Annotated in this window: 13 protein-coding genes and 1 pseudogene; 4 read left to right on the top strand and 10 right to left on the bottom strand. The window is 60.3% G+C overall.

Annotated features, from left to right (window positions below):
• The gene (locus DAD186_RS11060; protein WP_208854273.1) at positions 1–5,805 is read right to left on the bottom strand and encodes a non-ribosomal peptide synthetase; all 5,805 of its coding nucleotides are present in this window, start codon (positions 5,803–5,805) and stop codon (positions 1–3) included.
• 14 nt (positions 5,806–5,819) lie between these two features.
• On the bottom strand, positions 5,820–10,856 hold the full coding sequence (locus DAD186_RS11055; protein ID WP_208854272.1) for a non-ribosomal peptide synthetase: 5,037 nt from the start codon (positions 10,854–10,856) through the stop codon (positions 5,820–5,822).
• Between the two features lie 137 nt (positions 10,857–10,993).
• Here DAD186_RS11055 and DAD186_RS03045 point away from each other — a divergent pair.
• Positions 10,994–12,210, top strand: a protein-coding gene (locus DAD186_RS03045; protein ID WP_157457077.1) for an IS3 family transposase whose coding sequence is annotated in 2 segments (ribosomal slippage) — positions 10,994–11,255 and positions 11,255–12,210 — 1,218 coding nt in all. Because the reading frame shifts where the segments join, the coding sequence is not laid out codon by codon here.
• Positions 12,211–12,226: 16 nt separating this feature from the next.
• On the opposite strand, the gene DAD186_RS03040 is transcribed toward DAD186_RS03045, so the two are convergent.
• The 5 genes from DAD186_RS03040 to nrdI all read right to left on the bottom strand — a co-directional run bounded on the left by DAD186_RS03040 (position 12,227) and on the right by nrdI (position 18,515).
• Entirely contained in the window at positions 12,227–13,039 is an 813-nt protein-coding gene (locus DAD186_RS03040; RefSeq protein WP_065247452.1) for an Abi family protein, read from the bottom strand.
• Positions 13,040–13,261: 222 nt separating this feature from the next.
• Complete coding sequence (locus tag DAD186_RS03035) at positions 13,262–14,482, bottom strand: ATP-binding protein (RefSeq protein WP_034372399.1); 1,221 nt, start codon at positions 14,480–14,482, stop codon at positions 13,262–13,264.
• Positions 14,483–14,697: 215 nt separating this feature from the next.
• Positions 14,698–15,726 (bottom strand): class 1b ribonucleoside-diphosphate reductase subunit beta, encoded by a 1,029-nt coding sequence (gene nrdF, locus DAD186_RS03030; protein WP_016664111.1) that lies wholly within the window; start codon positions 15,724–15,726, stop codon positions 14,698–14,700.
• Positions 15,727–15,828: 102 nt separating this feature from the next.
• Complete coding sequence (nrdE, locus tag DAD186_RS03025; protein WP_065247451.1) at positions 15,829–18,003, bottom strand: class 1b ribonucleoside-diphosphate reductase subunit alpha; 2,175 nt, start codon at positions 18,001–18,003, stop codon at positions 15,829–15,831.
• Positions 18,000–18,515, bottom strand: a complete 516-nt coding sequence (nrdI, locus tag DAD186_RS03020) for a class Ib ribonucleoside-diphosphate reductase assembly flavoprotein NrdI (protein ID WP_019174207.1) — start codon at positions 18,513–18,515, stop codon at positions 18,000–18,002. Before nrdI ends, nrdE begins: the two co-directional genes overlap by 4 nt.
• 225 nt (positions 18,516–18,740) lie before the next feature.
• Here nrdI and DAD186_RS03015 point away from each other — a divergent pair, with 225 nt between their 5' ends.
• The 3 genes from DAD186_RS03015 (at position 18,741) to DAD186_RS11120 (ending at position 20,240) form a co-directional block, all read left to right on the top strand.
• Positions 18,741–19,025, top strand: a complete 285-nt coding sequence (locus DAD186_RS03015) for a transposase (RefSeq protein ID WP_016664108.1) — start codon at positions 18,741–18,743, stop codon at positions 19,023–19,025.
• Positions 18,995–19,876, top strand: coding sequence for an IS3 family transposase (locus DAD186_RS03010; RefSeq protein ID WP_016664107.1), 882 nt, complete (start codon positions 18,995–18,997; stop codon positions 19,874–19,876). The genes DAD186_RS03015 and DAD186_RS03010 overlap by 31 nt, the downstream gene beginning before the upstream one ends.
• 157 nt (positions 19,877–20,033) lie before the next feature.
• Positions 20,034–20,240: a hypothetical protein gene (locus DAD186_RS11120; RefSeq protein ID WP_065247450.1), complete on the top strand. Its 207-nt coding sequence runs from the start codon at positions 20,034–20,036 to the stop codon at positions 20,238–20,240.
• Positions 20,241–20,263: 23 nt separating this feature from the next.
• On the opposite strand, the gene DAD186_RS03000 is transcribed toward DAD186_RS11120, so the two are convergent.
• The 3 genes and pseudogenes from DAD186_RS03000 to DAD186_RS02990 all read right to left on the bottom strand — a co-directional run bounded on the left by DAD186_RS03000 (position 20,264) and on the right by DAD186_RS02990 (position 25,706).
• On the bottom strand, positions 20,264–21,955 hold the full coding sequence (locus DAD186_RS03000) for a DUF262 domain-containing protein (RefSeq protein ID WP_065247449.1): 1,692 nt from the start codon (positions 21,953–21,955) through the stop codon (positions 20,264–20,266).
• Between the two features lie 507 nt (positions 21,956–22,462).
• Positions 22,463–23,690 (bottom strand): annotated as a pseudogene (locus tag DAD186_RS02995) (IS256 family transposase).
• Positions 23,691–23,963: 273 nt separating this feature from the next.
• Entirely contained in the window at positions 23,964–25,706 is a 1,743-nt protein-coding gene (locus DAD186_RS02990) for an ABC transporter ATP-binding protein (RefSeq protein ID WP_065247003.1), read from the bottom strand.
• Positions 25,707–25,710 lie beyond the last annotated feature (4 nt).

Genomic DNA, 25,710 nt, shown 5'->3' with positions numbered 1-25,710 from the left:
CTACGAGCGCGCCTCCACAAACTCCGCCACGCGCTCGACTGTCCGCAGACCGTAGAATTCGCGCACGCCAACCTCCACTCCCAGCTCTCCACGCAGCAGTGCGCAGAGCTTGATGACCGCCATGGAGTGCCCACCCATGTTAAAGTAATCAGCATCCACCGGCACGTCCTCGGGCTCAATATCTAGCGATTCGGCAAACAGCTCCGCCGTGATCTCCTCGGTTTCGTTCGCCGGTTCGCGGCCCTTCTCCGTGATCCTTTCTCCCTCACCCAGTGCAGCAAGGTCGGTCTTTCCATTCGACGTCACCGGCAACTCATCCACGATCGACCATCGATCCGGGATCATGTAGCTGGGCAGTTCCTCGCGCAATGCATTACGCACGCCAGTCAGGAAACTCTGCCGCTCCCCCTGGTCCGCATCGCGCAGTTGTGGGGCCACGAGGTGACAGGCCAGGAGTGTGTCGTCGGATATACGAACAGGAACGGTCACGCAGTGGAGGATGCGGGGATCAACGCCGCGGGACACGGCGGCCGAGACGTCGCCGGGATCCACGCGGTGACCACGAATTTTCACCTGATCGTCGCTGCGTCCGAGGTACTCGAACATGCCATCCGCACGCACGCGGACGATGTCTCCCGTGCGATACATCCGCTCACCCGGGGCGCCCCACGGGCAGGCGACCATGGAGCTGGCGGTGCGCGCCGCGAGCCCATGATACTCCTGCGCTAAGCCGCTGCCCGCGAGGTAGAGCTCACCCGGCGCTCCTGTAGGAACGGGGCGCAACCACGGGTCCAAAACGAACGCCGCCGTGCGATCCACCGGCATTCCGATCACAGGCGTGGCGCTCTCATCCGTGCCAGCACCCAGGGCGTTGATGGTGTACTCGGTGGGTCCATAGAGGTTGTATCCGCGCACGTCATCGGCCTTTCGCAAGGTCTCCCACACGCCGTGCGAGACAGCCTCGCCGCCCAAGAGCACCAGCCGCGGGCGATGCGCGCCGGATTCCAGCATCCCCTCCGCGAGCAGCTGCTCGGCAACGGTCGGGGTGACGTTGATGACATCCACCTGATGCGCGCGAATGGCCTCAACCATGGCCGCAGCATCGCGTCGCAAATCCTCGGAGAAGATCCGCACCTCGTGGCCTTCCACCAGCCAAAACAGCTCTTCCCACGACATATCGAAGGCGAAGCTGATGGCATGCGCGATCCGCAACGTCCGCCCATCGGCAGCAGCTGGGGCGAAGATCTTGCGCCGGTGATTGTCCAGCATGTTGTGCAGCCCGCGATGCTTGATCACCACGCCCTTGGGCTTGCCGGTCGATCCGGAGGTGTACATCAGGTAGGCATCGTCCCCGGGCACCGCCGCAGGCGTGTGGGTGGTGGCGTGGGAATCGGCAGTGGTGACGTCGACGCAAGGAAGCGCACCGATCCGCTCCATGCGCTCCCGAGAACTCGAGTCCACCAGCGCGGCTGCGGGCTGGCTGTCCTCCACGAGGACCCGGAGCCGCCCATCGGGGTGCGTCAGATCAAGCGGCGCGTAGCGCACCCCTGCCCACAGGGCTCCCAGCAGAGCCACCACCGAATGCGCGGAGCGCTCCACCGCAATGGCGACAGTATCGCCGCTGGTCACGCCGCAATTCTTGATCTTTTCCGCAATGTCGGAACAGCGAGCAATCAGCTCACCGAACGTCCACTGCTGTGCGTCATCCGCTAGCGCGATGCGATCTGGGAAGCGCTGGGCGGTGTCCTTGAGCTCATCCGCAATGGTGCGGTCAATGCCTTCGGCCTTCTGCCAGGAAGCCATCTGCTCCGTCGTGCTTTGCGGGGAAGAATCCTCCGCTCGGGCTGGCGCCAACTGGGCCAGCTGAGCGAGCGGGACCTCTGGTGTGTCCACAAACGCGGTCAGGACTTCGGTCGCGGCCTTGAGCACGGAATGTGCGAGGGACTCGTCCACCACGTCGTGGCGGAATTCCAGCTTGATGCCCAGCTTCGGCCCCGGAGTGAATACCCAGGTCAGAGGGAAGTGCGTGGAATCTTCCGCGCGCTCCTCCACAACCCCGTGGCGTTCCCGAAGTTCCGCTGCTGCCTGCGGATCGAGGAAGTTCTGCACCACCACCATGGAATCGAACAGCGTGCCTACCCCCAGCTGCCGCTGGATGGCGCCGAGGTCCGCGGAATCGTGGTCCATATCCTCGATGCGCTGGCGATAAACATCCTGGACCAGTTCTTCTATGCTCTGGCCGGGCCGAGCTGTCACTCGCACTGGCACTGTGTTGAGCAGCACTCCCACCACATCAGACATGGCGGGGTCGCTCAAGGCATCGCGGCCACTGACAGACTGACCAAACACCACATCCGAATCCCCTGTGACAGCACCCAAGGCCACGGCCACGGCTGCGTTGACCACGGAGGTCAACGTCACGGCCTGCGCCCGGATCTTTTCCTGCAGTGCGCCGGTCAGCTGCTCGCTGACCTCGGCAAACACCTGGCGAGGCAACTCGCTACCAGCGTGCTCTGAAGAGATATCCGCGGCCTGCGGGGCAACGAGCGTGGGCTGAGACAACGTCTCTAGGCGATGTACCCAATAGTCGCTATCTGCCTGCTCTTTGCGATTGTCAACGGACTCGAGCAGGGCGTCAGCAATAGAACAACCGCGAGGAACCAACTCTCCCGCACCCTGCGTGCGGGCCTGGCCGGACCTCAACGTCAGCCTCTCGAGGAAGGTTTGCAGCATCACTGCACGCGACCAACCATCGACCAGAACCAGGTGGTAGGTAAGAAGCAGCGTGTCGCCAGGCTGTCCGTCACTTCGGCCGGTGACGATGGTTGCCTTCGCCAGCGGCACGGATGCGAGATCGATGCCCGCGCTGCGATCAGCGTGCATGATCGCCTCGAGATCCCCTTCGGTGGTCTCGACGGGGAGGTCAATGCCCTGTCCACTCCACGGCAAGTTCTGCACGGGTTGGCCGGAAGCATCGGTGTGGAACTCCGCGCCCATGGCTGGATGCACGGTCACTGTGTCCCGGAAGGCTTCCACCACGGCCTCGGCATCCAGTCTCCGGTCAAACGTCAACGCAGTCTGTGCAACGTAGGCACCCGGTGCTGCCACCTGTGACTGGAACCAGATTCCGCGCTGCAGCACGCTCAGCGGAGCGCGGCGTCCTGAGGATTGCTCGCGGCTGACGTGCTCCTGCAACTCGCGAGCAACCTCGCCGATGGCGCTGCGCAAACGCTCGGCGGAAATCACCGCATTCACCACGGACAGCTCCATGCTTACGGCCCGCTCGCTAGACCACACATCGGCCTCCACCAGGTAATCCGTCCACTGGCAGGCGGCATCGCCCGGCGCGTGGAGGACAGCGCCAGTCTCTCCCCGTCCGAGGTAGTTGACCAGGATCTGTGCCCCATGGGCCAGGGTTCGCTGCCCTTGCGGGTGTGTGTATCGCAGTGCCTGATAAGTGCGGCGGTCCGGGGCTGTGCCGTCCTCGTGGAGCGCGCGCATTTCCGCTGCGGCACGTGCTGCATCCGCTGGATCAGCCAACGGGATTTCCACCGGCGCGATGGTGGTAAACCATCCGAGGGTTCGACCATAGGAATGATCAGCCGGACGTCCGTGGCCTTCTACGTCCACGGCCCAGCTCCGCGCGTCCGTGCCCATTGTTCGAGCCACCGCGACGGTCACCAGTCCTGCCACGAGGTCCTGAACGTCCACACCCATCACGTCGGGTGCAACGCTCTGCAGGACCTGCGCGGTCTGTCCGTCAATGTTCACTTCGAGCGTGCTCACATGATCCGTACTCCACTGGTTCGAGTCCTCGACGGGCCGTGGCAGCGTAGCCAGTTCACTCCAGTGCAGGGCATCCTGAGCTGCTGCGGTGTGAGCATCGTGCAGTTCTTGCAGGCAAAGATCCTTGTAGCTCGCCTGCCCGGAGAGAATCCTGCGCCCTGCGAGCGCATCGCGCAGATCGTCTTCCAGAATCATCCAACTGGCGCTATCGATCACCGCGTGATGAGCAACGGCCTTGACGTACCCATCCACACACCCGAGCACCACGCTACGACCAGCAGCAATATCGATGTGATCGATCAATGCATCCACGTCCAAAGCCCGCACAACCATAGGGCCGTCTCCCTCGGCACCAACAAAGTGCGCGAACGCAGAACTGGTGTCCACGCGCGTACGAAGCATCGGATGTGCCTGCGCTACCTGCTGCAGGGCCTGTTCCAAGTCCTCCACAGCGACTGGCCCCAGATCCAAGCGGCGCGCCTGCACAAAGCGGTCGCTCATGCCTCTTTCCATCTGCCTGCGCAGCATCGCCGGGATGGGGAAAGCCCCCGAGATCTCCTGGTGCCCGTCCTTGGGCAGGGCTTCTTCCTGGCTCTGCCTTGTTTCCTGGATTTTCTGCTGGGTGGCCTGCGGCGTGACCCGCTCGGCAATCTTGCGTGGCGTGCGGCCCAAGAAGAAGTCCCGCGGAGTCACGTTGAGATCAGCGCGCGCCAGCGCGTGAGTAACGCGGATGGCAAGAATACTGTCTCCACCTAAGCGGAAGAAGTCCGAATCCGGCTCCACCTCGGCGCGGTCCAAGCGAAGTGCATCAGCAATTGCCTGCGAGATCGCCTCCACCAGATCCGAGGTGCCCGAAGCCTCCTGAGCAGCAGGAATCTCACCCAGAAAGTCCAGGATCGCGCGCTCATCCCGCTTGCCATTGATGGTCTGCGGCACCTGCGTACTCACCGCGAATAGCTGCGGAACCATGTAGGCAGGGAGCGCGTCTCGGGCCGCTGCGGCAGCTCGGGAGGTGATCGCCTTTGCGTCGGCACGAGAATCCGTAATCAACAACGCACCCGGCACCTGGCCTTCGGGCAGATCGACGACCACCACGGTGGCCTCCCGCACACCGCTGACCTTCTCCAGCGCGCTCTCGATCTCCCCCAGCTCCACGCGATAACCGCGCAGCTGCACCTGCCTATCGGCGCGGCCCACGTAATCCAGATGACCGTTGTTCAGCACCTTTGCCATGTCATTGCTGCAGTACATCCGCGCGCCGCCGCCAACGAAAGGATCGGCCACGAAGCGGGAGGCCGTGGTAGAAGCAAGCCCCCAATAACCCGCGGTGACCTGCGGCCCGGCAACGTACATCATGCCGGTCTCTCCAGGCTGCACCGGCTGTAATTGCGCGTCCAGAACATAGGTACGCAACCCGTCCATCGGGCGGCCGATCGGGCTGCGGGCCTCCCCTGCATTCTCGGAGCATTCGTGTGCTGTGACGTGCACTGTCGTCTCCGTGATGCCATACATGTTGATAAACCGAACATTCGGATGAGCACTGCAGTAGGCAGCCTCTGCGCGGGCCTCCAAGGCCTCGCCGCCGAAGATCACCGTGCGCACCGCAGAGTCCTGCCCGAGGTGCGGCTCCAACGCGGCAAAGGCGGTTGGGGTCTGGCTCAGCACCGTGATGGCTTCGGCACGCAACACCTCTGCGGCATCCTCGGGCGAGCGCATCAGCGCATACGGCATCACCACGGCACGCCCGCCGGAGCTCAGCGCTGCCCACATCTCCCACACCGAAAAGTCAAAGGCGAAGCTGTGGCTGATCGACCACACGTCCTCCTGCGAAAACTCCACGTGGCTGCGAGCATTGCCCAGCATCGCGGTCACGTTGGCGTGTGTGACGGCCACGCCCTTCGGCCGCCCTGTGGAGCCGGAGGTGTAGATCACGTAGGCGATGTCATTGGCACGGGCCACGCTTGCCGACCGGCCCGCAGGCGGCTTCGCTTCCCCGCTCATCGTCTGTTCACTGACCACGAGGACGGGACAATCTACCAGCTCAGAGACCATTTTTCCGCGCTGGGAGACACCAGCACGGCATCGGGCTGGCAATCCTCCAGGATCAATTCCACCCGCGCTTGCGGGGACAACGGATCCACGGGAACGTAGGTGCCGGCGGACATCGTGGTCGCCAGAATGGCCGCAACCTGCCACGCATCGCGCTCCATGAGCAGGGCTACTCTCGGGGTGTGGATGGCAACCTTCCGGTCCAGCACAGCGCGTATACGCTGAGCGGCGTCGTCTAGTTCTTCGTAGGTCCAATGCTCCGCAGCACCGTCTTCTCCGATGCTGGTCAGGGCGGGCCGGTCGCGGAAATGTTCGAAGCTGCGTCGCCACAAAGAAGGAAGCGTGTCCACACCAGATACCGCACCCAACGCCTCTGCAACCTCACCCACGGTCGCCACCGCACCGGATTCAGACAGCAAAGAATCCACACTCACCGCGAGCATCTGCGCGATCCTTTCGGCACGTACCTCGGTGATTCGCTGCGGATCGTAGATCAGGCGCAGTGGGTGCTCAGCGGAAGGGTTGACCACGACGGACAGGGGAAAGTGCGGCGCGCCATTGTTGCGCACGTCAGCAACCTGTAGTGGCGAGCCGGGGCAGCCCACGTCCTGTGGAGATAGCGGCACCTCCACCACCATCAACGTATCCAGCAGTTCGCTGGCGTTGGTTCCCAGGTCGCGGGCAATATCAGCCAGGCTGACGTGCTGCACATCGCGGACCTGATTGTTGTGATGGACCATGGCGTGCAGCATGCTGGTCACCGGCAGGGTGGGATCAGATTGCCCCGGCGCGACCACCGGGATGGTGTTGAGCTGCATGCCCACGGCATCGGCCACGCCAGGAACGGGAATGTCGCGGCCGGAAACGGAAGTGGCAAACACCACGTCAGCCCCAGGTTCGCAGCCCACCAAGGTGCGAAGGACCAGCCCCCACGCCGCGTGCACCACATCCGGCAGGCCCACACCCGCTGCCCGAGCACGCTCAGACAAGCCAACAGTCCGCGGATCGTCTACCAGCAACTCCCGGCGCTCGAGCGAACTCGAAGGATTAGGGCACAGCACCGTGGGGCGTACCTCGCGCATTTCCTCGCGCCAGACGGACATATCGGCTTCCGCGTCTCTGCGCGCCACCCATCGCACGCTGCCGGCCATTCCGGCGTCCGGGTCGTAGCGCGGGATCCGGGCATCGTCATCCCGGTAGATCTCCAGGAGATCCCGCAGCATGATGGGCACGGACCATCCGTCGGCGATCAGGTGATGCACCGTCTGGATCACGGCGATGTCCTGGCCACACACCGCACCATCGACACTGGTCGGGAGCACAACGGTCCATCGCATGAGCGGCTCGGGCGCGGCATCACCGGGCGGCTGCAAGGAGATTCCCCGCGAGATGTCGTCAGCGGCAATCTCCTCCGCACGCTGCGCGAGCCAACCCTCCAATCCAGCCTCAGCCAACTCAGCAGGCACCGTCACCTCCCGAAAGTCCACCCGCAGATGCTCGGCAATCCCCGGATCAATCACGGCAACCACATCGCCACCGTCAGTTTCCCAAGGGCGGGTGCTCAGTGCGGGGTGGCGTCGGATCAAATTACGCGCAGCGCGAGCGAATCGCTCCCGGTCAAACGGTTCGCTGCATTCCACCCGCAAGACCTGTTGCTCCACATACGAACTGGCCGATTCCTCGAATAGCGAGTGGAAGTACATGCCGTGCTGCAGCGGGGTCAGCGGCAGCACGTCCTGCAGCTCCGCGGAGCTCTGTGCAGTGATTCGTGCCAGGTCCGCAGAGTTCACGGTTGCGGGGGCAACGTCGCCCACGGACAACACGCCGTGATCGGCAAGCGCTGCCACCTCGCGCAATGCCACATCCCAGTGCGCGACCAATTCGTCGATCCGTTCGGGGGAGATCCTGCCGCGCGCCCAGGAGATCGTGGTGCGCAGGACGTATCCCTCGCCGGTGTCTTCGGCGATCGCGTTGAACTCCAGCTCGCGGACCAACGGCTGGTCCGGGTCGCGTTGCTCGCCGAGTTGGCCGGTGGAACCCGCGGGAGCGAAATCTTGTGCTCCTGCGGATACGCGCCCCAAGTAGTTGAACAGCACCTGTGCCTGCGGAGGGGTCTTCGCGGACTGATGCAACCAGGTGTGGGCCTGGTAAGGAACGCCGTTGCCGGGGATGGCCGCGAGCTGGTCTTTCACTGCATTGAGTGCCAGCGCTAGCGGCGCGATGTGGCCCTCGGTCGCCGCGGAAGCCTCCTGCACTGCCGCCCGGGTGGGGTCGATCAGCATGGGATATAGGCAGGTGAACCAGCCCACGGTGCGTGAGAGGTCCGCTTCCCTGCCCTGTGGCCCGGGTACGAATCGGGTTTCGCGGCCGTGCCCCTCCATCTCCACCAGGGTCCATGTTTGTTTGTTTCGACGCCAACGCGCCAACGCCACGCTCAATGCCGTAAGCAATACGGAATTCGCCCCCGTGCGGAAAGCGTGGGGCACCGCACCCAGTAATTCGTCCGTGATCTGCACTGATGCCTCATGTACCACGCTGCGCTCCTCACGGACTGTGGGCGCTTTCTCGGGACTATCAGCAAGCGCTGGCACCTGCGGGTCCCGCAGAGGTTCATCCGCACTCGGCAATGGGGGCAGGGAACTATTGGCATCCTCCGCGAATTCGCCAGTATCAACGGCCTGTTGCAGCAGCTGCGTCCATCGGCGCAGGGACGTCCGCTCCGGCGCGAGCTGTTCCCCGCGATACGCCGCGGCGAGGTCCTCGCCGATAATGTTCCATGACACGCCATCGACCACCAGGTGATGCACCACCAGGCGCAATCTTCCGGGCACCAGCCCAGCCGCTACCACCACTCCGACTGCCGGATCCAGCAGTTCAGAAAGCGCAGCGATGTCCGTGGTGGGGTGGATCGCCACCGCTTCTTCGCCAGGACCCTCCGGGAGTTCCAGCCGCAAGGGATTCCGCTGCACACGGGCCCGCAGTGCAGGGTGCGCCTGCAGCACGTCAGCCACCATTCGCCCGGCCAGCTGCGCATCCACATCTTCTGGAACTGAAAACTCCACGGACTGAATGAAGCCGTCCACGTGATCAGTAATGGAATCGAACCAGCGCAGAATCGGCAGCGACTGCACCTCACCGGTTGGTTCATCGTCTGGATCCTGCACGAAGGTTCCGCGCTCTTCGGCGCACCGAGCCAGTTGCTGTGGAGTGCGCGCAGAGAAAATATCTCCCACACTCACCTCCACCCCGCGCCGTCCCAGAGCCGAGACCAGGGTGATGGCCCGCAGGCTATCGCCACCGATATCGAAGAAGTCCGTCTCCGCACCCACCGCGCTAACCCCCAATGCTTCAGCCATTGCCTCCGCGAGCAGAGCAACGGTTTCCCCGTCACGTTCAGCATCGGCCGGGGCATCAGTGAGCGAGCTCCAATCAGGTTCCGGCAGTGCCTTCCGATCCACTTTTCCGTTGGCCGTCCGCGGCAACTCATCCATGACGGTGATAATCGCGGGCACCATGTATTCGGGCAGTACCTCGGCACACCAACTACGGATCGCAGCACCCACGAGGCCCGCAGTCACCGTCACGTAGCCCAGCAGTCGCCCCTCCCGAGCAATCACGCTCGCCGCCTCCACATCTGGGTGTCCCACCAGCGCAGATTCCACGTCCTCCAACTCCAGACGCATGCCACGGATTTTCACCTGATTATCGGCCCGCCCCACGAATTCCAGCGAGCCGTCGTTGTGCCGGCGCACCAGGTCTCCCGTGCGGTACATCCGGGTTCCGTCCGACGCAAACACATCCGCAACAAAGCGGCTGGCCGTGAGTCCTGGGGCATTGATATACCCCTTGGCCAGCAGGAATCCGGCCACATAGAGTTCACCAATTTCTTGGTCTGGAACCACCCGCAGGTGCTCATCGAGCACATAGAGCCGACAGTTGGGATTGGCCACACCGATGCTCGTGTTGAGGCGATCCTCGTCGTCACGGTAGATGACGTGGGAGACACCGATGGTAGCTTCCGCTGGCCCGTACCCGTGGTACAGCGGGATGGCCAGCTGCTGGCGAAAGCGACGGAACAGCGCCTGGGTGAGCATCTCTCCGCCACACCAGACATGCCGCAAGCTGTCTAATAGATTCGTGCCTTCGGCCTGTTTGAGCATGACGTCGAGAACACTCGAAACCAGATACGCAAACGTCACGCCCTCGCGATGGATGAGGCGGGCCAAGCGTTGGGGGTCTTGCTCCACGCCCGGCGCGGCCACCACCACGCGGCCCCCGCAAACCAGCGGCAGGAAGATCTCATTGATGGAGATATCAAAGGCCAGCGGTGCCTTGAACAGGGAGGCATCATCGCGGCCGAAGAACAGGATCTGATCGCGCTGCCAGAGCAAGCGCTCCACGATCGCACCGTGGCGGATCATTGCGCCCTTTGGGCGGCCGGTGCTGCCAGAGGTAAAGATGACGTACGCAACGCTGTCCGTGGACGGCGGGGTGAACAGCTCGCGGGTGGCATCGAGGTCGAATAGCGCGTCTTCGGTGAGCGCGCAGTTGTCCGGCGTGAGTACGAAGCTCAGGCTGGCATCGTGGGTGACGGATTCCCGGCGCGCCTGCGGCCACGAGGGGTCTAGCGGGACAAAACTGCCACCGGCGAGCAACGTGGCGACGATACCCACCACCATCTCCGCGCTGCGCGGCAGGGAGATTCCCACACTCTGACCAGCGTCAATACCGTGTTCCCGCAAATTTCGCGCTACAGCAGTTGCATGGGCGACGAGCTGCGCATAGGTCAGTCTGTGCCGGTCATCCACCACTGCGAGCGCATCCGGGGTCTCCTGCGCATGCTGCAGGAGCAGGCTAATCAGGTCCGGGCGATCGCGATCCTGATCCGTGTCATTCCATATGCGCTGCTGGGCGATCCGATCCTGTTCACTGCGGCCATGACCGATGACGGCGCCGCCATCTCGAGAAGCAAGCGTATCGCCAGAGGAAAACGGAGTGTGAGCAGACGATCGGGTGGGCACAAAGAGCCTTTCGGTTGATGGGGAAACAGGGAATCAGACGCGGATGGCGGACGTCGGGCTAGGTGTCAGCCAAAACCTGAGGTTACCCTCGTTTAGTGGACACCCTATTAGTGTGGATCTTGTGTCCGTAGGAGAGGATGTTCATTGTGAGTCAACAGCGCAAGAAGTACACGCCGGAGTATCGGCGTGAAGCCGCGAACCTGGTAATAGAGTCGCGGCGTCCGATTGCTCATGTGGCTAAGAAGATTGGTGTGTCCGCCGGGCTTTTAGGCCGGTGGGTCAAACTCGAGCGTGAGTGCCGAGGAGCATCAGATGGGATGAGCGAGGCTGATCTTCGTGCTGAGAATGCTCGTCTTCGTCGGGAGCTGGCTGAAGCCAAGATGGATAACGAGTTTTTGTCAAAAGCGACAGCCTTCTTCGCTGCGAAGCAACGCGAGCAGAAAAGTTCGAATTGATGCAGCAGGAGAAGGCGAACTACAGCATCAAGCGCATGGCACGGCTTTTAAAAGTGTCTCGGTCTGGATACTACAAATGGGCCCATACGCAGCAGAAGCGACTATCGGGCGAAGATGATCGTGCAGCATTTTACGATGATGTTGACCGCAAGATTCACCGGATTTGGAAAGACTCCGATGAGGTTTATGGTGCGCCGCGGATCACCGCAGAACTTGCCGAGCGCTACCACATTGCGCTTAACCGTAAGACTGTGGCTAAACGGATGTGCATGATGGGGATTGAGGGGATTTCACCGCGGGCCTTTGTCCCGGTGACAACGATTCAAGCTAAGCGTAAGTCCACGCTTCCTGACCTGGTCAAGCGCATGTTTGATACTGGTGAGCTCAACCGGGTGTGGATGTCAGATATTACCTACTTGCGCACCGGTGAAGGCTGGTTGTACTTGTGCGCGGTCCGCGATGGCCATTCCCGCCGGGTGCTGGGCTGGGCTATGGATAGCGTTCAAGATACTTCCCTGGTCGAGCGAGCCCTGCGGATGGCGCACACGTTGCGTGGTGACGTTCCTGATGGGCTGGTGTTTCACGCTGACCGCGGAGCTCAATTCACTAGCGAGCAGCTCTGGGAGGTTTGCCGCAGCCTGAGCATTGCTCAGTCCGTGGGGCGTACTGGTGTGTGCTTCGATAACGCGATGGCTGAGTCGTTCTGGTCGACGCTTAAAACCGAGTTCTACGACCGTAAGCGCTGGACGACCCGTGATGCTGCACGCAAGGCCGTTGCCTACTGGATTGAAGTCGTCTACAACCGTCGACGCCGACATTCCGCACTCGGTATGGTCAGCCCCGTCGACTTTGAGAACCAAATTGGTCTAATCACTAGCAGAAAAGGAATAGCTGCCTAACCACTAGGTAGCTCCACTACGTGTCCACGATTTGCGGGTAACCCCACCGCCCCTTCGGGAGACAAGACAGTTCTTGTATCGTTCGGAAAGCATTCGTCGCTGCCGGGGTGAAGTGGCGGTTCCATACGCGGCCGTGATGTGCACCTGTGTTTCGCAGAACGGTGAGTTGTTCGCACCATCGAGCGAGGGGATCTTGGTTGTAGTAGCTCTTCTTCTGCTTAGAGTTCAATCGATCGACGTCGCCAAAGAAACCGAAACTGTGTGCAATACTCCGCTGATCATCAAGAGTGAGGCCATCAAAGAGGATGGAAATATCGGAAAAATCAAGGACATCAGCAAGAACCCAGAATGGGTAATCCCCGTAGTTGACACTGTAGTGAGCCACAGCGCGGTTACGTTTTCGCTCGCGATCCACACGCTTCTCAGCAGTCTCTAGCCAGTCTTGATGCCGGAAATCCTCACGAAAGATACCTGGATCTTTGTAAGATAAGGCTCCTTTCGCGACGAGTAGTTCGCCGATCCGTGCACGTAGCGCAACCTCAATCCGCTCAATCCCATCGTAAATAAGTGTGCGCATTTTACGGTCGAATTCGTAGAGAGCGACTATTTCTTCGAACTTCGTGCCTCGCACAAAGCTGTCGGCGCGTTGCGGCTGTTTGGGGTCTTCAGGCTCTGGGAGAATCCGGTAGGCGTACCAATACCCGGACAGCCTGTAGTAAGAGACGCTAGACAGCCACTGCCTTGCTAGGGATTCGTTGAGCTCCATCCCTCGTGAGCGCATGAGGGCAATCTGCACTTCAACCGTGGTGGGATTTTTGATCTTCTTCATCGGGTTTTCATGCCTCGAAAGAAATCCAGCCCGTCTCCAACCTGATGGTCGAAGCGGGCTGAACGATTACCTAAATAATGCCACGGCCCCAGCGCGTTGGGTGGCCTCATTTGGCTACAGGAGCATGACGGCTAGATCGAGAAAAACAAAGACCGGCCCTGGGCTCCCACCAAAATGGGTAGCGGTACCGGTCATGTTGGTATTCAGGCTAGGCGATGACACCTAGCTGTGCAACGGTGAGGGCTCGACAAGCCACTCGATAATGTTTTTGTGTTGGATCCCGTCGCGGCTCATGTCGAACTGGTCCATGCTCAGCACGGTTTTCGGGAAGTTGTCGGTAACCCCGCGAAAGGCACCGAACTCGCGGTCGACGGTGTTTTGGCTGCCGAGCAGGTAACTCACCTGGAAGTACTCAGTGTCGGAACCTTTGCGGGCGATGAAGTCAATCTCGCGCGCGCCGGCTCTTCCGACACTTACCTCGTACCCGCGCGCAAGCAGCTCCACGCACACGATGTTTTCGAGGGTCAGCTCAATGTCGGCCTGGTTCGAAAGGCCGAGCGTTTCACGAAAACCGTGATCCACCGCATAGTACTTCTCAGTTGCCCGAAGCCTCGCCTTCCCCGCAATGTCAAAGCGCGGAACCCGATAAATCAAGAAAGCGTTCACGCAAAACTCAAGGTAGTTCAACACGGTATCAACCGAAACGGTGCGCCCCTCGCTTTTGAAAAAACGCACCAGTGACTGCGCCGAGAAGGTTTTTCCAATATTTGCGAAGCAGTAACCGACGATGCGGTGAAAAATGTCGACGTCGCGGATCTGGTGATACTCAATCACGTCTTTGAGCACAACCGAGTTGTACACCGAGTCAAGGTAGTCGAGCGAGGGTTCCCGGTCGAGGTTGAAGTATTTCAACGCCGGGAAACCGCCGAACTGCACAAAGTGCTGGAAGTGTTCGCTCAGTGTGCGGTCGCTTTGGCGGTGCAGCTCGACAAATTCCGCAAACGAAAACGGTTGGATCAAGAACTCAACGTAGCGACCGGCAAGATGTGTGGCGAGATCACCGGAAAGCATGCGCGAATTCGACCCGGTGACATAGATATCTGCGTCATAGTCGACGCGGATCGCGTTGATGGCTTTCTCCCAGTCGGCGACCTGCTGAATTTCGTCAAAGAAGAAATACGCGCGGGTGTTTTTGTTGAGGTTTTCGGCTTCGATGCGCCGTAGCAGCGCCGCTGCGTCTGTGATGTGAAGCCCGTCAGCGGACTCAAAATTCATCGCAAACACTTGTGGATCAGCGCTGCCCGCGCGAATCACTTCTTGCAGCTGCTGCAGAATCGTAGATTTGCCGCAGCGACGCACACCGGTGAGCACCTTCACGAGGGGTTTGTCGATAAAGGGCTGGATCCGCGAAAAGTATCTCGGGCGTTCAATGATTCTGTCCACCACAAACCTCCCTGTCTTGTCGAGTATAGTCGACAAGCTGCTACTTTGCGGAGGTTTTGTCGATCATAGTCGACAAGAATCGCGCTGGCTCGGGCACAAAACAGCGCACCGCGGGAAGGTTGCCGGCGTGTGCCAGCGTCCAACCCGCGGTGCGCTATTCGGACGGTGCGGCCCGAATCGAGCCGCTGAGCCCTCGAGCCGTTAAGCCCTTGAGCCTAGAAGTCCCAGTCGTCGTCGGTGGTGTCTTCGCCCTTACCGATGATGTAGCTCGATCCTGATCCACTGAAGAAGTCGTGGTTTTCGTTGCTGCCAGGTGACAGCGCCGCGAGAATCTCAGGGTTCACTTCGGTCTCTTCAGCGGTAAACCGCGACGGGTAACCGAGGTTCATCAGCGCCTTGTTCGCGTTGTAACGCACGAACACGGCAACGTCGTCCATCAGGCCGAGCGGCTCGTACAGCTCACCCGAGTACTGCAGCTCAAGCTCGTAGAGCTCTTCCAGCAGGTCGAAGGTGAACTTGCGCATCTCTTCCTGACGCTCTTTGCTCTGCGTCTCGAGTCCGCGCTGGTACTTGTAACCCGAGTAGTAACCATGCACTGCCTTGTCACGCAGAATCAGGCGGATCATGTCTGCGGTGTTCGTCAGCGTCGCGTGCACCGAGAAGTGCAGCGGCAGGTAGAACCCTGCGTACAGCAGCAGCGACGACAGCAGCGTCGAAGACACTTTACGCTTGAGCGGATCATCGCCGTAGTAGTGGTGCAGCACCTTCTTGCAGCGTTCCTGCAGCAGATCGTTGGCAACTGCCCAGCGGTAGGCGTCGTCGATTTCCGGGGTGCTCGTCAGCGTTGAGAACACCGAGGAGTACGAGCGGGCGTGCACCGACTGCATGAACGCAATGTTGGTGTAGACGGCCTCTTCGTGTTCGGTGCGGGAGTCTTGGATCTGCACGATCTCACCGACAGTTGCCTGCACGGTGTCGAGCATGGTCAGACCGGTGAAGACGCGCATCGTGAGGGTGCGCTCTTCCTGGGTCATTTTCTGCCACGCGGGGATGTCGTTTGACAGCGGCACCTTCTCTGGCAGCCAGAAGTTCGCGGTCAGACGGTTCCACACCTCGAGGTCTTTGTCGTCGGTGACGCGGTTCCAGTTAATGGGGCGCAGCCGCGCTGCCGGGTCGTGGCGGTACGACGGCGGGGTGACCGAGATCTCTTGCAGCGGGCGGTCGGTGTTCAACGGATCAGTCATAGTTCAATAAAGCTCTTTCACTAGTGGTGTCTGGTGGTCAGTGCGCGGAGTGCGCGGACGGCGCGCGGTGCGCCCGCGCGCGCAGCACGGGCGCGAACGCGACTACAGCGCGCAGGAAACGCAGCCTTCGATCTCGGTTCCCTCGAGCGCGGGCTGGCGCAGGCGGATGTAGTACAGCGTCTTGATGCCCTTGCGCCACGCGTAGATCTGCGCGCGGTTGATGTCGCGAGTGGTCGCCTCGTCTTTAAAGAATAGCGTGAGCGACAGACCCTGATCCACGTGCTTGGTCGCAGCAGCGTAGGTGTCGATGATCTTCTCGGCGCCGATTTCGTAGGCGTCTTCGAAGAACTCGAGGTTGTCGTTTGTCATGTGCGGAGCCGGGTAGTACACGCGGCCGAGCTTGCCCTCTTTACGAATCTCAATCTTCGAGGCGATCGGGTGGATCGAAGCCGTCGAGTTGTTCACGTAGCTAATCGACCCGGTCGGTGGCACCGCCTGCAGGTACGCGTTGTAGATACCGTGTTCGCGGATCGACTCGCGCAGCTGTTCCCAGTCCGCAACCGTCGGCAGCGCAACTCCAGCCTCGGCGAAGAGCTCACGCACCCGCGCGGTTTCTGGCACCCACTCCTCGGCCGTGTAACGGTCGAAGTAGCTGCCGTCAGCGTAGTCGCTCTTCTCGAAGCCCGCGAAGGTCGCACCGCGGTCAATCGCCAGCTGGTTCGAAGCGCGCAGCGCGTGGTAGGTCACCGTGCGGAAGTACGCGTCGGTGAAGTCAATTCCCTCTTCGCTGCCGTAGTGGATGCGCTGCGAAGCGAGGTAGCCGTGCAGGTTCATCTGGCCGAGGCCGATGGCGTGTGACGCACGGTTACCCTCGGCAATTGACGGCACCGCCTGAATGTCGGTCTGATCCGACACACTCGTCAGCGCCCGCACCGCAATCTCAACGGTTGCGCCGAAGTCCGGGCTGGCCATTGCCTGCGCAATGTTCAGCGAGCCGAGGTTGCACGAAATGTCGTGACCGATCGTCTCGTACCCGATTACGGCGTCGTACTCAGAGGCGGTGTTCACCTGCAGAATCTCCGAGCACAGGTTCGACATGTTGATGTGCCCCTCGAGCGGGTTCGCACGGTTCACAGTGTCTTCGAACAGCACGTACGGGTAGCCCGACTCGAACTGCAGCTCAGCGAGGGTCTTGAAGAACTCGCGCGCGCTGATCGTGGTCTTGCGGATCCGCGGGTTCGCGACGAACTCGTCGTAGCGCTCGGTGATTGACTGATCCGAAAGCGGAATACCGGTTTCGCGAAGCACATCGTAGGGGCTAAACAGGTGCATATCTTTGTTCTGCTTAGCCAGTTCGAAGGTCACATCCGGAATCACAACCCCAACCGACAGGGTCTTAATGCGGATCTTCTCGTCAGCGTTTTCACGCTTCGTGTCGAGGAACCGCATAATGTCGGGGTGGTGCGCGTGCAGGTACGCAGCGCCTGCGCCCTGGCGAGCGCCGAGCTGGTTCGCGTAGCTGAAGCTGTCTTCGAGGATCTTCATCACGGGAACAACACCGGAAGCCTGGTTCTCGACCTGCTTAATCGGGGCACCCGCCTCGCGGAGGTTTGACAGCAGCAGCGCCACACCGCCGCCGCGCTTGGACAGCTGCAGCGCAGAGTTAACGCTGCGGCCAATCGATTCGAGATTGTCTTCAACGCGCAGCAGGAAGCACGACACGAGCTCGCCGCGCTGTTTCTTACCCGCGTTCAAGAACGTCGGAGTTGCCGGCTGGAAACGGCCCGAGAGGATCTCGGTGACCGTCTTCGAAGCCAGTTCCTCGTCACCCTGACCGAGGAACAGCGCCGTGGCAACAACTCGCTGCTCGAAGTTTTCGAGGAAGAGGCTGCCGTCGAAGGTTTTCAGCGCGTAGGAGGTGAAGAACTTAAACGCACCGAGGAAGGTCTGGAACTTGTGCCCGAAAGCGTCGGCCTGTTCGTGGAGGCGCTCGACGAAGTCCTTGTCGTAGGCGCGCAGGTATTCGGCTTCGTAGTACTCGTTTTCGATCAGCCACTCCAGGCGTTCCCACACCGAAGCGAACTGCTTCGTGTTCGGGATGACCTGCTGGTTCAGGTAGGCCTCCGCCGCTTCGTGATCCTTGTCAAACTGGATCGACCCGTCCGCCGCAAACAGGTTCAGCTGGGCGTTGAGCGCGTGGTAGTCCTTCCGCTCGCCGACCCCGCCAACCCGTGCAGTGTTGGGGGTGGTTGTTTCTGATGGTGTGGCGATCGTCATGCGACGTCCTCCTCATTTGCTTCTGCTTCTAATGTGTTCTGTCGTGCCCAAAATTCGTCTAAACCAGCCTTGACTCGAGCAACGTCGCGGTTGGTGCCAAGAAGTTCAAAGCGGTACAGCTCAGGAACTTTGCACTTGGCTGAGATGATCGGTCCTGCGATGCAGTAGTGCTCACCGAAGTTGGTGTTCCCCGCGGTAATCACGCCGCGGATCAGCGCGCGGTTTGCAGGATCGTTCAGGAACGTAATCACCTGCCGCGGCACCGCCCCGGCCTGCGCTCCGCCGCCGTAGGTCGGAACCACGAGCACGTAGGGCCTGGTCACTCGGATCATTCCCTCTGTGCGCGGTCGGAGTGGGATCCGCACCGCCGGGCGCTCGAGCTTCTCGACGAAGCGGAGGGTGTTCTCCGAAACGCTCGAGAAAAACACCAGGTCAGGTGAATCTTGCCCCTCGAGCACTCGCACCTCCGCGACGCTTCGTGTTCGGCCTTCCCTGCGTTCACTCATCAGCATGTTCTCCTCTCAGCATTTGCACCTCAGCAATCCCACCCCTACATCTAGTCCTGACCCACATTGCGGGCACCACATATAGTGGTTAGCACGAATAATCTCACAAATCTACGACACGCCGAAGTACAGACTACGTCATACCGAACCTGGAGTGCTCTAGGTTTTTAGGTCCAGGTGACTTGAGTGCTGTCCATTGATGCCCTGCCTGTGGGTGGGGAGAATGGATGAATGGTGAAGAAATTCAGCAAGCATACTCCCGAGCAGATTGTTCGTAAGCTCGATAGGGCGCGGGAATTGAAGGAATCGGGATCAACTACAGCTCAGATCCTGACCACGTTGGGGATTAGCGAAGCCACGTTGAACAGGTGGCAGGCTACCTATGGGGCGATGACCAAGAGCGAGGCGAAAGAGCTCCAGCGCCTGCGCGAGGAAAACACGCGCCTCAAACGCCTCCTAGGTCAGGCAGAGCTGGAAAAGGCTGCGTGGAAAGAATTGTCGGAGGGAAACTTCTAAGCCCAGCTCGCCGCCATGATGCCGTCTGGCATCTGGTCGGGCTGGGCTACTCCCAAAGACTTGCCTGCCAGATTGTTGGGCTCTCTCGCAGTGCTTACCGGCGCGCTAGGACCCGCGAGAACAAGCCGGATAAGTACGCGGACCTACGCGCGTGGATGCACGACTTCGTTAAGGATCATCGCCGGTGGGGACACCGGCGCGCCTGGAGAAACGCCCTCGCCGAAGGGTACGGGATATGCCGCGAGACTTTCCGCAGGATCTGGCGTGAAGAGGGCTTGCGTGTCTTGCCTAGGAAGAAGCTCAAGCGTCTAGCTGCCGATACCCATCGTGATGTTCCTGCCGGCCAGTACCCGAACAACGTGTGGGCGTTGGACTTCCAGTTCGATTCAACCTGGCACGGCAAGACAATCAAAATCTGTAACATTATCGATGAATACACCCGCGAACACCTCGCCTTCACGGTCGACAAGAACATTAACGCGGTCTCGGTGACCGAACTCCTTGACGTGGCTTGTCTGGAGCACGGCGGGCGCCCGCGGGTGATCCGGATGGATAACGGGCCCGAGTTCATCGCTCATGCGCTCCAGGAGTGGGCAGCCGAGGGTGAGACAATCCAGGCATTCATCCCACCAGGCCAGCCCTGGCATAACGGGTTCGTTGAGTCTTTCCATAACCGGATGAGAGACGAACTCTTGGAGGACAACAGTATCGAGAATCTCGAGCATGCCCGCCTACTCGTGGCCCAATGGTCATCACGTTACAATAACTTCCATCCGCATTCCTCACTCGGCTACCTCAGCCCACGGAAATACGCGGAACAATGGAAACAAGAAAACACGGTCAACACTTAAACCGAGTGGGCCTAATTCTTAGGCCACTCCAGTAGCGAAAAAGCTCGAATCACTAATCACCCACAACGCACGCGTCGCGCAAGACCAACAGGTTTACGAGAAGGCGTTCAACGCTAGCCACGAACAGCACCAGGCGCTGTTAGCTGAGCACGCTGCCGTGGTCGACGAAATCCACAACAAGCACAACCGACTAGCCGCCTACCACTACTACAGGCAAGAGACCGCCAACCTTGAACTTGAACAGTTGGCCTTCAACCCATACCTCTGCGTAGCTTTGCTCGACAAAGGCACCGTTAACATCGACGGTACGGTGACTTTCCACTTCCGCGACGGCAGCACCCAAGTAGTCGCCATCAAGCAGTAACTTGGGAAGGTGTCAGGGTGTGACTAGAGTTGCCATTCCTTCTTCAAAATTTCAAGAAGTTCTTTCTGACGTCGCTCGATAACACTCGGAGTCCACACCGGTTCTCCAAGTACCTGCGTGGTGAGTGCGAACACCGCCACGCCTTTCCCCGACTTGAAGTACCTCTCCTTCTTAACGTCGAAGTCGTAATTACCGGCGCTGGAGTTTTTCCGGCGGTTGAGCAGCAATAGGTTCCCAAGACGATGCGTCCACGTCGCTGCCTCTTCCTCCGTGAAGTTCGAGGCCCACTGGCTATCGGGATCGATGGTTTGGGGCAGAACATGCTCGACCGAGATGATCTTGTGATCGTAGGAAGCTCCTGGGTCATCAGCCAACACGGAGTCCAGCCGTAGCAACACATACTTGTGAACACGCGTAGCCAAGTAGATGTCACCGTCGAGGCGTTCCAACGTCTCTGCCCGTTCAATTTCGGTGAGTTCGAAGCTATGCGAATCCAGGCCATGTCCATCAGCGAGTTGTTTGAGTAGCTCCATGTAACGCTGCTGTCGTGGCGTCGCGTAGACCCGGCGGACAAGCATGCTGGCAGCGAGGCGTTCGAGCTTGCTGAAGAACGCGACTAGGAATTCGGGGTCTTCGCCGTGTTCGGTGATCGCCCACAAAGCCGGGGGACGCCAGTCATCATTGTCGAGTTGAGCTAAACGCTTTAGCCAGTTGTTGATCTGCTCCCAAAGTGGGACATCTCCTTGGAAGTCTTGAGCATTCAGACGAATGTTTGCTTTGGCATACGGCTCGAGAACTTCCTTCATGAAACCGATTCCGTTGTCAGGCAGATAGACGTTGAGAACCTGCTGAGGGAATTCCTGCAACAAACTCTTGACACTTCGGGTGCGTGCTTTAATCGCACGAATATAAAGGAACAGATCTCCGAACTCATCACGGCCCAAATCTTCCTCAAGACGTTCCCACCGGTCAGCGTAATGCTGCTTCTGTTCTTCAGGGATCGCACCGATGATCTGGGACTTGAAAATATCCTGGGGAGACAAAGGCAGTCCCCGAGCGTTCATCACCGAGAAGATACGATACGCACTGTTCAAGTCAGGGGTTGCGACGATGACCAAGAATGCTCGTCGTGCGATGAGGCGAAACAGATCTTTGCGCAGGTCGGAAGTAAGGCTCTGCAACTCCTCGTAGAGTGCCTTGGCGTTGTCGCGCAGACCGCGCTGGGCGTCCGTCTCCGGGATGTTGTCGCTCAGCCCGACCAACCCGAGAGTGCCGCCCTGCTGTTGGACGTTCTCTAAGAAGAACTGGTTGTCGCGTGGACGTAGCGCCAAACGGGGGCGAGCGGCCTTGTCCTCCCAGCCAACCGCCGGTTCCTCAATGAGCTTGTGGATGTCTCTACGCAATTCGTCATCGGTAGCCAGGTCGCGTAAAAGCGAAAGCAAAAGGGTGAGGGTAGTCAGTCGTTGCTGCCCATCGATGACCTCAGCGCGGGGGTTGCTTGGGTCTTTGACCAAGACGACGGAACCGAGGAAATAAGGCTCGTCAGTGTCACGTTCCAGCGCGCCAAGCAAGTCGGAAAGGAGCTGCAGGGTTTCCTCGACGCCCCAGGCATAAGGGCGTTGGTATTCAGGGATGACAAACTCGTAGTCTCCATCATTAAGTAGCCTGCCGACGCTTATTTCCTTTGCATCGAGCTGCCTATTTTCGCCAGTCATTACTTGCCCCTAAGTCGTCGGTTGGATGGCATTCTCTCAAATTGCTCATGGATTGCGGAGTGAACCAGTCAGGCGGCCAAATCGTAGCTCGCGCGCGTTTGTATCCGTCGTGGAATGAAAGTTTCGCACAACTGGTCACGTTGGATACAAGACCCCAGTGCGGAGCAGGGCCATCGAACAGCTTCGATACCGGCTATGAACTGGGATTTCCGGCTGCCGCGGACGTTTGGAGATTAGCCTGCTGTACCGCTGAGTATCTGGCACGTCACTACCCGGCTGGCGTCCGTAGAGGGGGTGAACCAGTCGGGATCTCGCGCGCAAGAATAGACGCGGGGTCTCGACAAATGATGCGGGTAGCACCTCTACCTGTAGACGATACCGCTTGCTATTCGTTCTTGCAGGTGGGCCGACGACCATCTGCACTCCTAGTCAACTACAAAGCTTTTAGCAAGTTGGGGGTCAAGTCCCTTGTAGTGGTGTAACGGTGTTTTCCTCTCGTTTGGGGTTTTAGCCTGCGAGTGCGGGCATGTCGGCATCGGTCGTGGTTGTGGGTGTGGTGATCAGGTTGAGGCGGCTCTTGGCGAGGACTTCCAGGCCGAGGTAGCGGCGGCCTTCTGCCCATTCATCGGTTTGCTCGGCCAGGACGGCGCCGACGAGCCGGACAATCGCTTCCCGGTTTGGGAAGATCCCAACCGCATCGGTGCGGCGCCGGATCTCGCGGTTCAGCCGTTCGGTGGGGTTGTTCGACCAGATCTGCTGCCAGACCTCGGTCGGGAAGCTGGTGAACGCGAGAATGTCAGCGCGGGCGGCATCGAGGTGGTCTGCGACGTCGGGGAGTTTCTCGGCGGTGTAGTCCAGCAGCCGGTCGAACTGGGCGTGAACAGCATCGGCGTCAGGCTGGTCATAGACGGAGTGGAGCATGGCCTTGACCGCCGGCCACAAGCTCTTGGGAGTGATGCTCATCAGGTTCGCGGCGTAGTGAGTGCGGCAACGCTGCCAGACGGCACCGGGCAGGTTCGCCGCGATCGCTTCCACGAGGCCTTGGTGGGCGTCGGAGGTGACCAGCCGGACCCCGGACAGTCCTCGGGCGACCAGATCGGCGAAAAACTCGTTCCAGGCCGGGCCGGTCTCGCTCGTGGCGATCCGCATCCCTAAGACTTCGCGATGCCCGTCGGCGTTGACCCCGGTCGCGAGCATGACGACCGCGTTGACCACACGACCTCCCTCGCGAACTTTCATCGTCAACGCGTCGGCGGTCACGAACGTGAACGGCCCAGCATCGCCTAGTGGACGGTGTCGAAACTCGGCGACGTGCTCGTCCAACTCGGCGGCCATGCGAGAGACCTGGGACTTCGACAGCCGGTTGATTCCCAACGTCTTGACCAACTTGTCCATCCGGCGAGTACTGACTCCAGCGAGATAGCAGTCGGCAACAACAGTGATCAATGCGGACTCGGCGCGCTTGCGACGCTCCAGCAGCCACTCAGGGAAATAGGTGCCCTGGCGTAGTTTCGGGACCGCGATGTCCAAGGTCCCAACACGGGTATCGAGAGGCCGGTGGCGGTAGCCGTTGCGCTGGGCACGTCGGTCAGGATCTGGGCGGCCGTACTCGGCACCTGCAACCGCATCAGCATCCGCAGACAGCAACTCGTTGATCACAGTCTGCAACAGGTGACGCCTCGGCAAGCAGTTCGCCAAGCAGCCCGGCAGGGTCGACAATATGGGTAGCGGTCATCGTGTGGCCTTTCGCGAGTGAGTTGTAGGGGACGAAACTCGAGGATCACACGGTGACCGCCCTGCTGTCCAGCACGACCACCCCGCTACACCACTATGAGGGACTCAACTCCCTTGGTGATTAGTAGCGCCCTCGCTCATCAGCGAGATGCTGTTCGCACATGATCCCACTAGCGCCATGTTCGCGACAGCACCACGTGTGCCAAACGTGTCGAGGTACTCCGATTCGAGCTGTGGGTTTAGGGCTTGGCGCCTGACACCGGGACCGCGTCCGCTAATCTGAGGTGTGTCTCAGCTGCCAACGATACGACGCATCGGCGGCAGCCACGAAATCGTGGAACCGTCCGGGCCGACTAGACAATTCCTTAGGCGTGCCGGTTTCGGCGACGATAGCACCGTCCGCTAAGGGTTCGAGGAAGACCACCTGATCGGCGCTATCTATGGTGGATAGTCTGTGCGCTACCACGATCACAGTGCGGCCCTCAGATAGTTGACTGATGACGTCGCTAATCGCCGATTCATTCTCGCCGTCCAGCGCCGAGGTAATCTCGTCGAGCAGCAGTATCGGAGCATCCTTGATGAATGCCCGAGCGATTGCCACTCGTTGGCGCTCACCTCCAGACAGGCTCTGCCCGGCAGGCCCCACTTCGGTATCCCAACCGTGAGGCAGCGCCTCAATCACCCGATCAAGTCTCGCCTTGCGAGCTGCTTCTTCCAACTCGGCGTCCGTCGCATTGGGACGGGCAATCCGCAGATTCTCCCGGATCGTGGTGTCAAACAGGTAGGTGTCCTGGAACACCATCGAGGTCAGCTCCATGATCCGCGTGGTTGGAATCTCGCGCACGTCCACCCCGCCGATGGTCACGCTACCGGCGTCGACATCCCAAAACCTTGCGGTGAGACGCAAGATCGTCGACTTCCCGGCCCCTGACGGCCCCACTAGTGCGGTGACTGCTCCCTGCGGGGCGGTGAGCGAGACATCGTCTAGGACAGGCCGGCCTGACTCGTAGGAAAACGACACTCCTCGGAAATCAATCGACGTCCCACGCGGTTCCCGTGCCTGCTCGGAATCAGGTTCGGCAAGTGGCGCGGCATCAAGGATTATTCCCATCTGGCGCAACGCCACTGCGGCGTTATCGACCTCAGATGCGTAGAGCGCGGCTTTTGTGAGCGGCAGCAGCATGCGCGCACTGACCGCCGCGATCACCAGATACGCAATCGGGTCCAGACGCGCTCCGGTCACGAACGACAGCCCCAAGGCGAGCACCACCGCGAAAGTCACGTTAGCGATGAGGTTGAATCCTTGGGCAGGTCGGCCCTTGATCCGAAGCCCGGCCAACGTCGCCTCAGAGTCGGCTTGCAGAGTCTCTTGTACGGGGTCCCACGACGTCGCGGCACCCGTGGCTCGAAGCACCGGTTGTAGCCTGGCGAACTCAATCAACCGGCCGGCTGCGGCGGCCGAGGTACGGTCTTCCATGTCATTGGCTCTGGTTGTTGCCGCCGACATTTTCCGCCACGTGAGAATAAACGGCAAGATCGACACTGCCATGACCACAGCTAACGGCCACTCAATGAATGCGGTGGCAACGAGCATCACCAACGGCACGATGAAGGCGTTGCACAGGTTCGGGATCACCATTGATGCCAGATGCGACAGGGTGTTGATCTCCTTGGATGTCGCATTAGCCACGTCCGCTTCGCGTTTGGCATTAAACCACCCAAGCGGCAGCTGCAAGACATGATCTGCTACGCGATCAATTAAGGTATCGCATACTTCATAGACGCTGATCCGATAGGAGCGGTACATCGCGAAGGTGTCGACCGTCACCGTGATCGCGCCGAGGATGGCAACGACGACGAGCCAGGTGCCAAGGGTTTCAGAGCGGGAGAATAATGCCCGAAGGAAGGGGATCATCAACGCCAGTGTGATGCCTTGTAGGACAGCGGAGAAGGCGAACCAGCCCACCAACGTACGCAACTCGGCCCTGTTGACGACCCTGATCATTAGGTTCCACATGAGC

Origin of the sequence: Dermabacter vaginalis, assembly GCF_001678905.1 — a bacterium.
Classification (GTDB): domain Bacteria; phylum Actinomycetota; class Actinomycetes; order Actinomycetales; family Dermabacteraceae; genus Dermabacter; species Dermabacter vaginalis.
Note: the sequence above shows the minus strand (reverse complement) of the source record. Positions and strands in the feature narration are given on the sequence as shown.

Bases quoted from the DNA above. Each gene is read 5' to 3' on its own strand.
- DAD186_RS02990 (WP_065247003.1), bottom strand. From the start codon at position 25,706: ATGTGGAACCTAATGATCAGGGTCGTCAACAGGGCCGAGTTGCGTACG.
- nrdF (WP_016664111.1), bottom strand. From the start codon at position 15,726: ATGACTGATCCGTTGAACACCGACCGCCCGCTGCAAGAGATCTCGGTC.
- DAD186_RS03015 (WP_016664108.1), top strand. From the start codon at position 18,741: ATGGTGAAGAAATTCAGCAAGCATACTCCCGAGCAGATTGTTCGTAAG.
- nrdI (WP_019174207.1), bottom strand. From the start codon at position 18,515: ATGCTGATGAGTGAACGCAGGGAAGGCCGAACACGAAGCGTCGCGGAG.
- DAD186_RS03040 (WP_065247452.1), bottom strand. From the start codon at position 13,039: ATGAAGAAGATCAAAAATCCCACCACGGTTGAAGTGCAGATTGCCCTC.
- DAD186_RS03000 (WP_065247449.1), bottom strand. From the start codon at position 21,955: ATGACTGGCGAAAATAGGCAGCTCGATGCAAAGGAAATAAGCGTCGGC.
- nrdE (WP_065247451.1), bottom strand. From the start codon at position 18,003: ATGACGATCGCCACACCATCAGAAACAACCACCCCCAACACTGCACGG.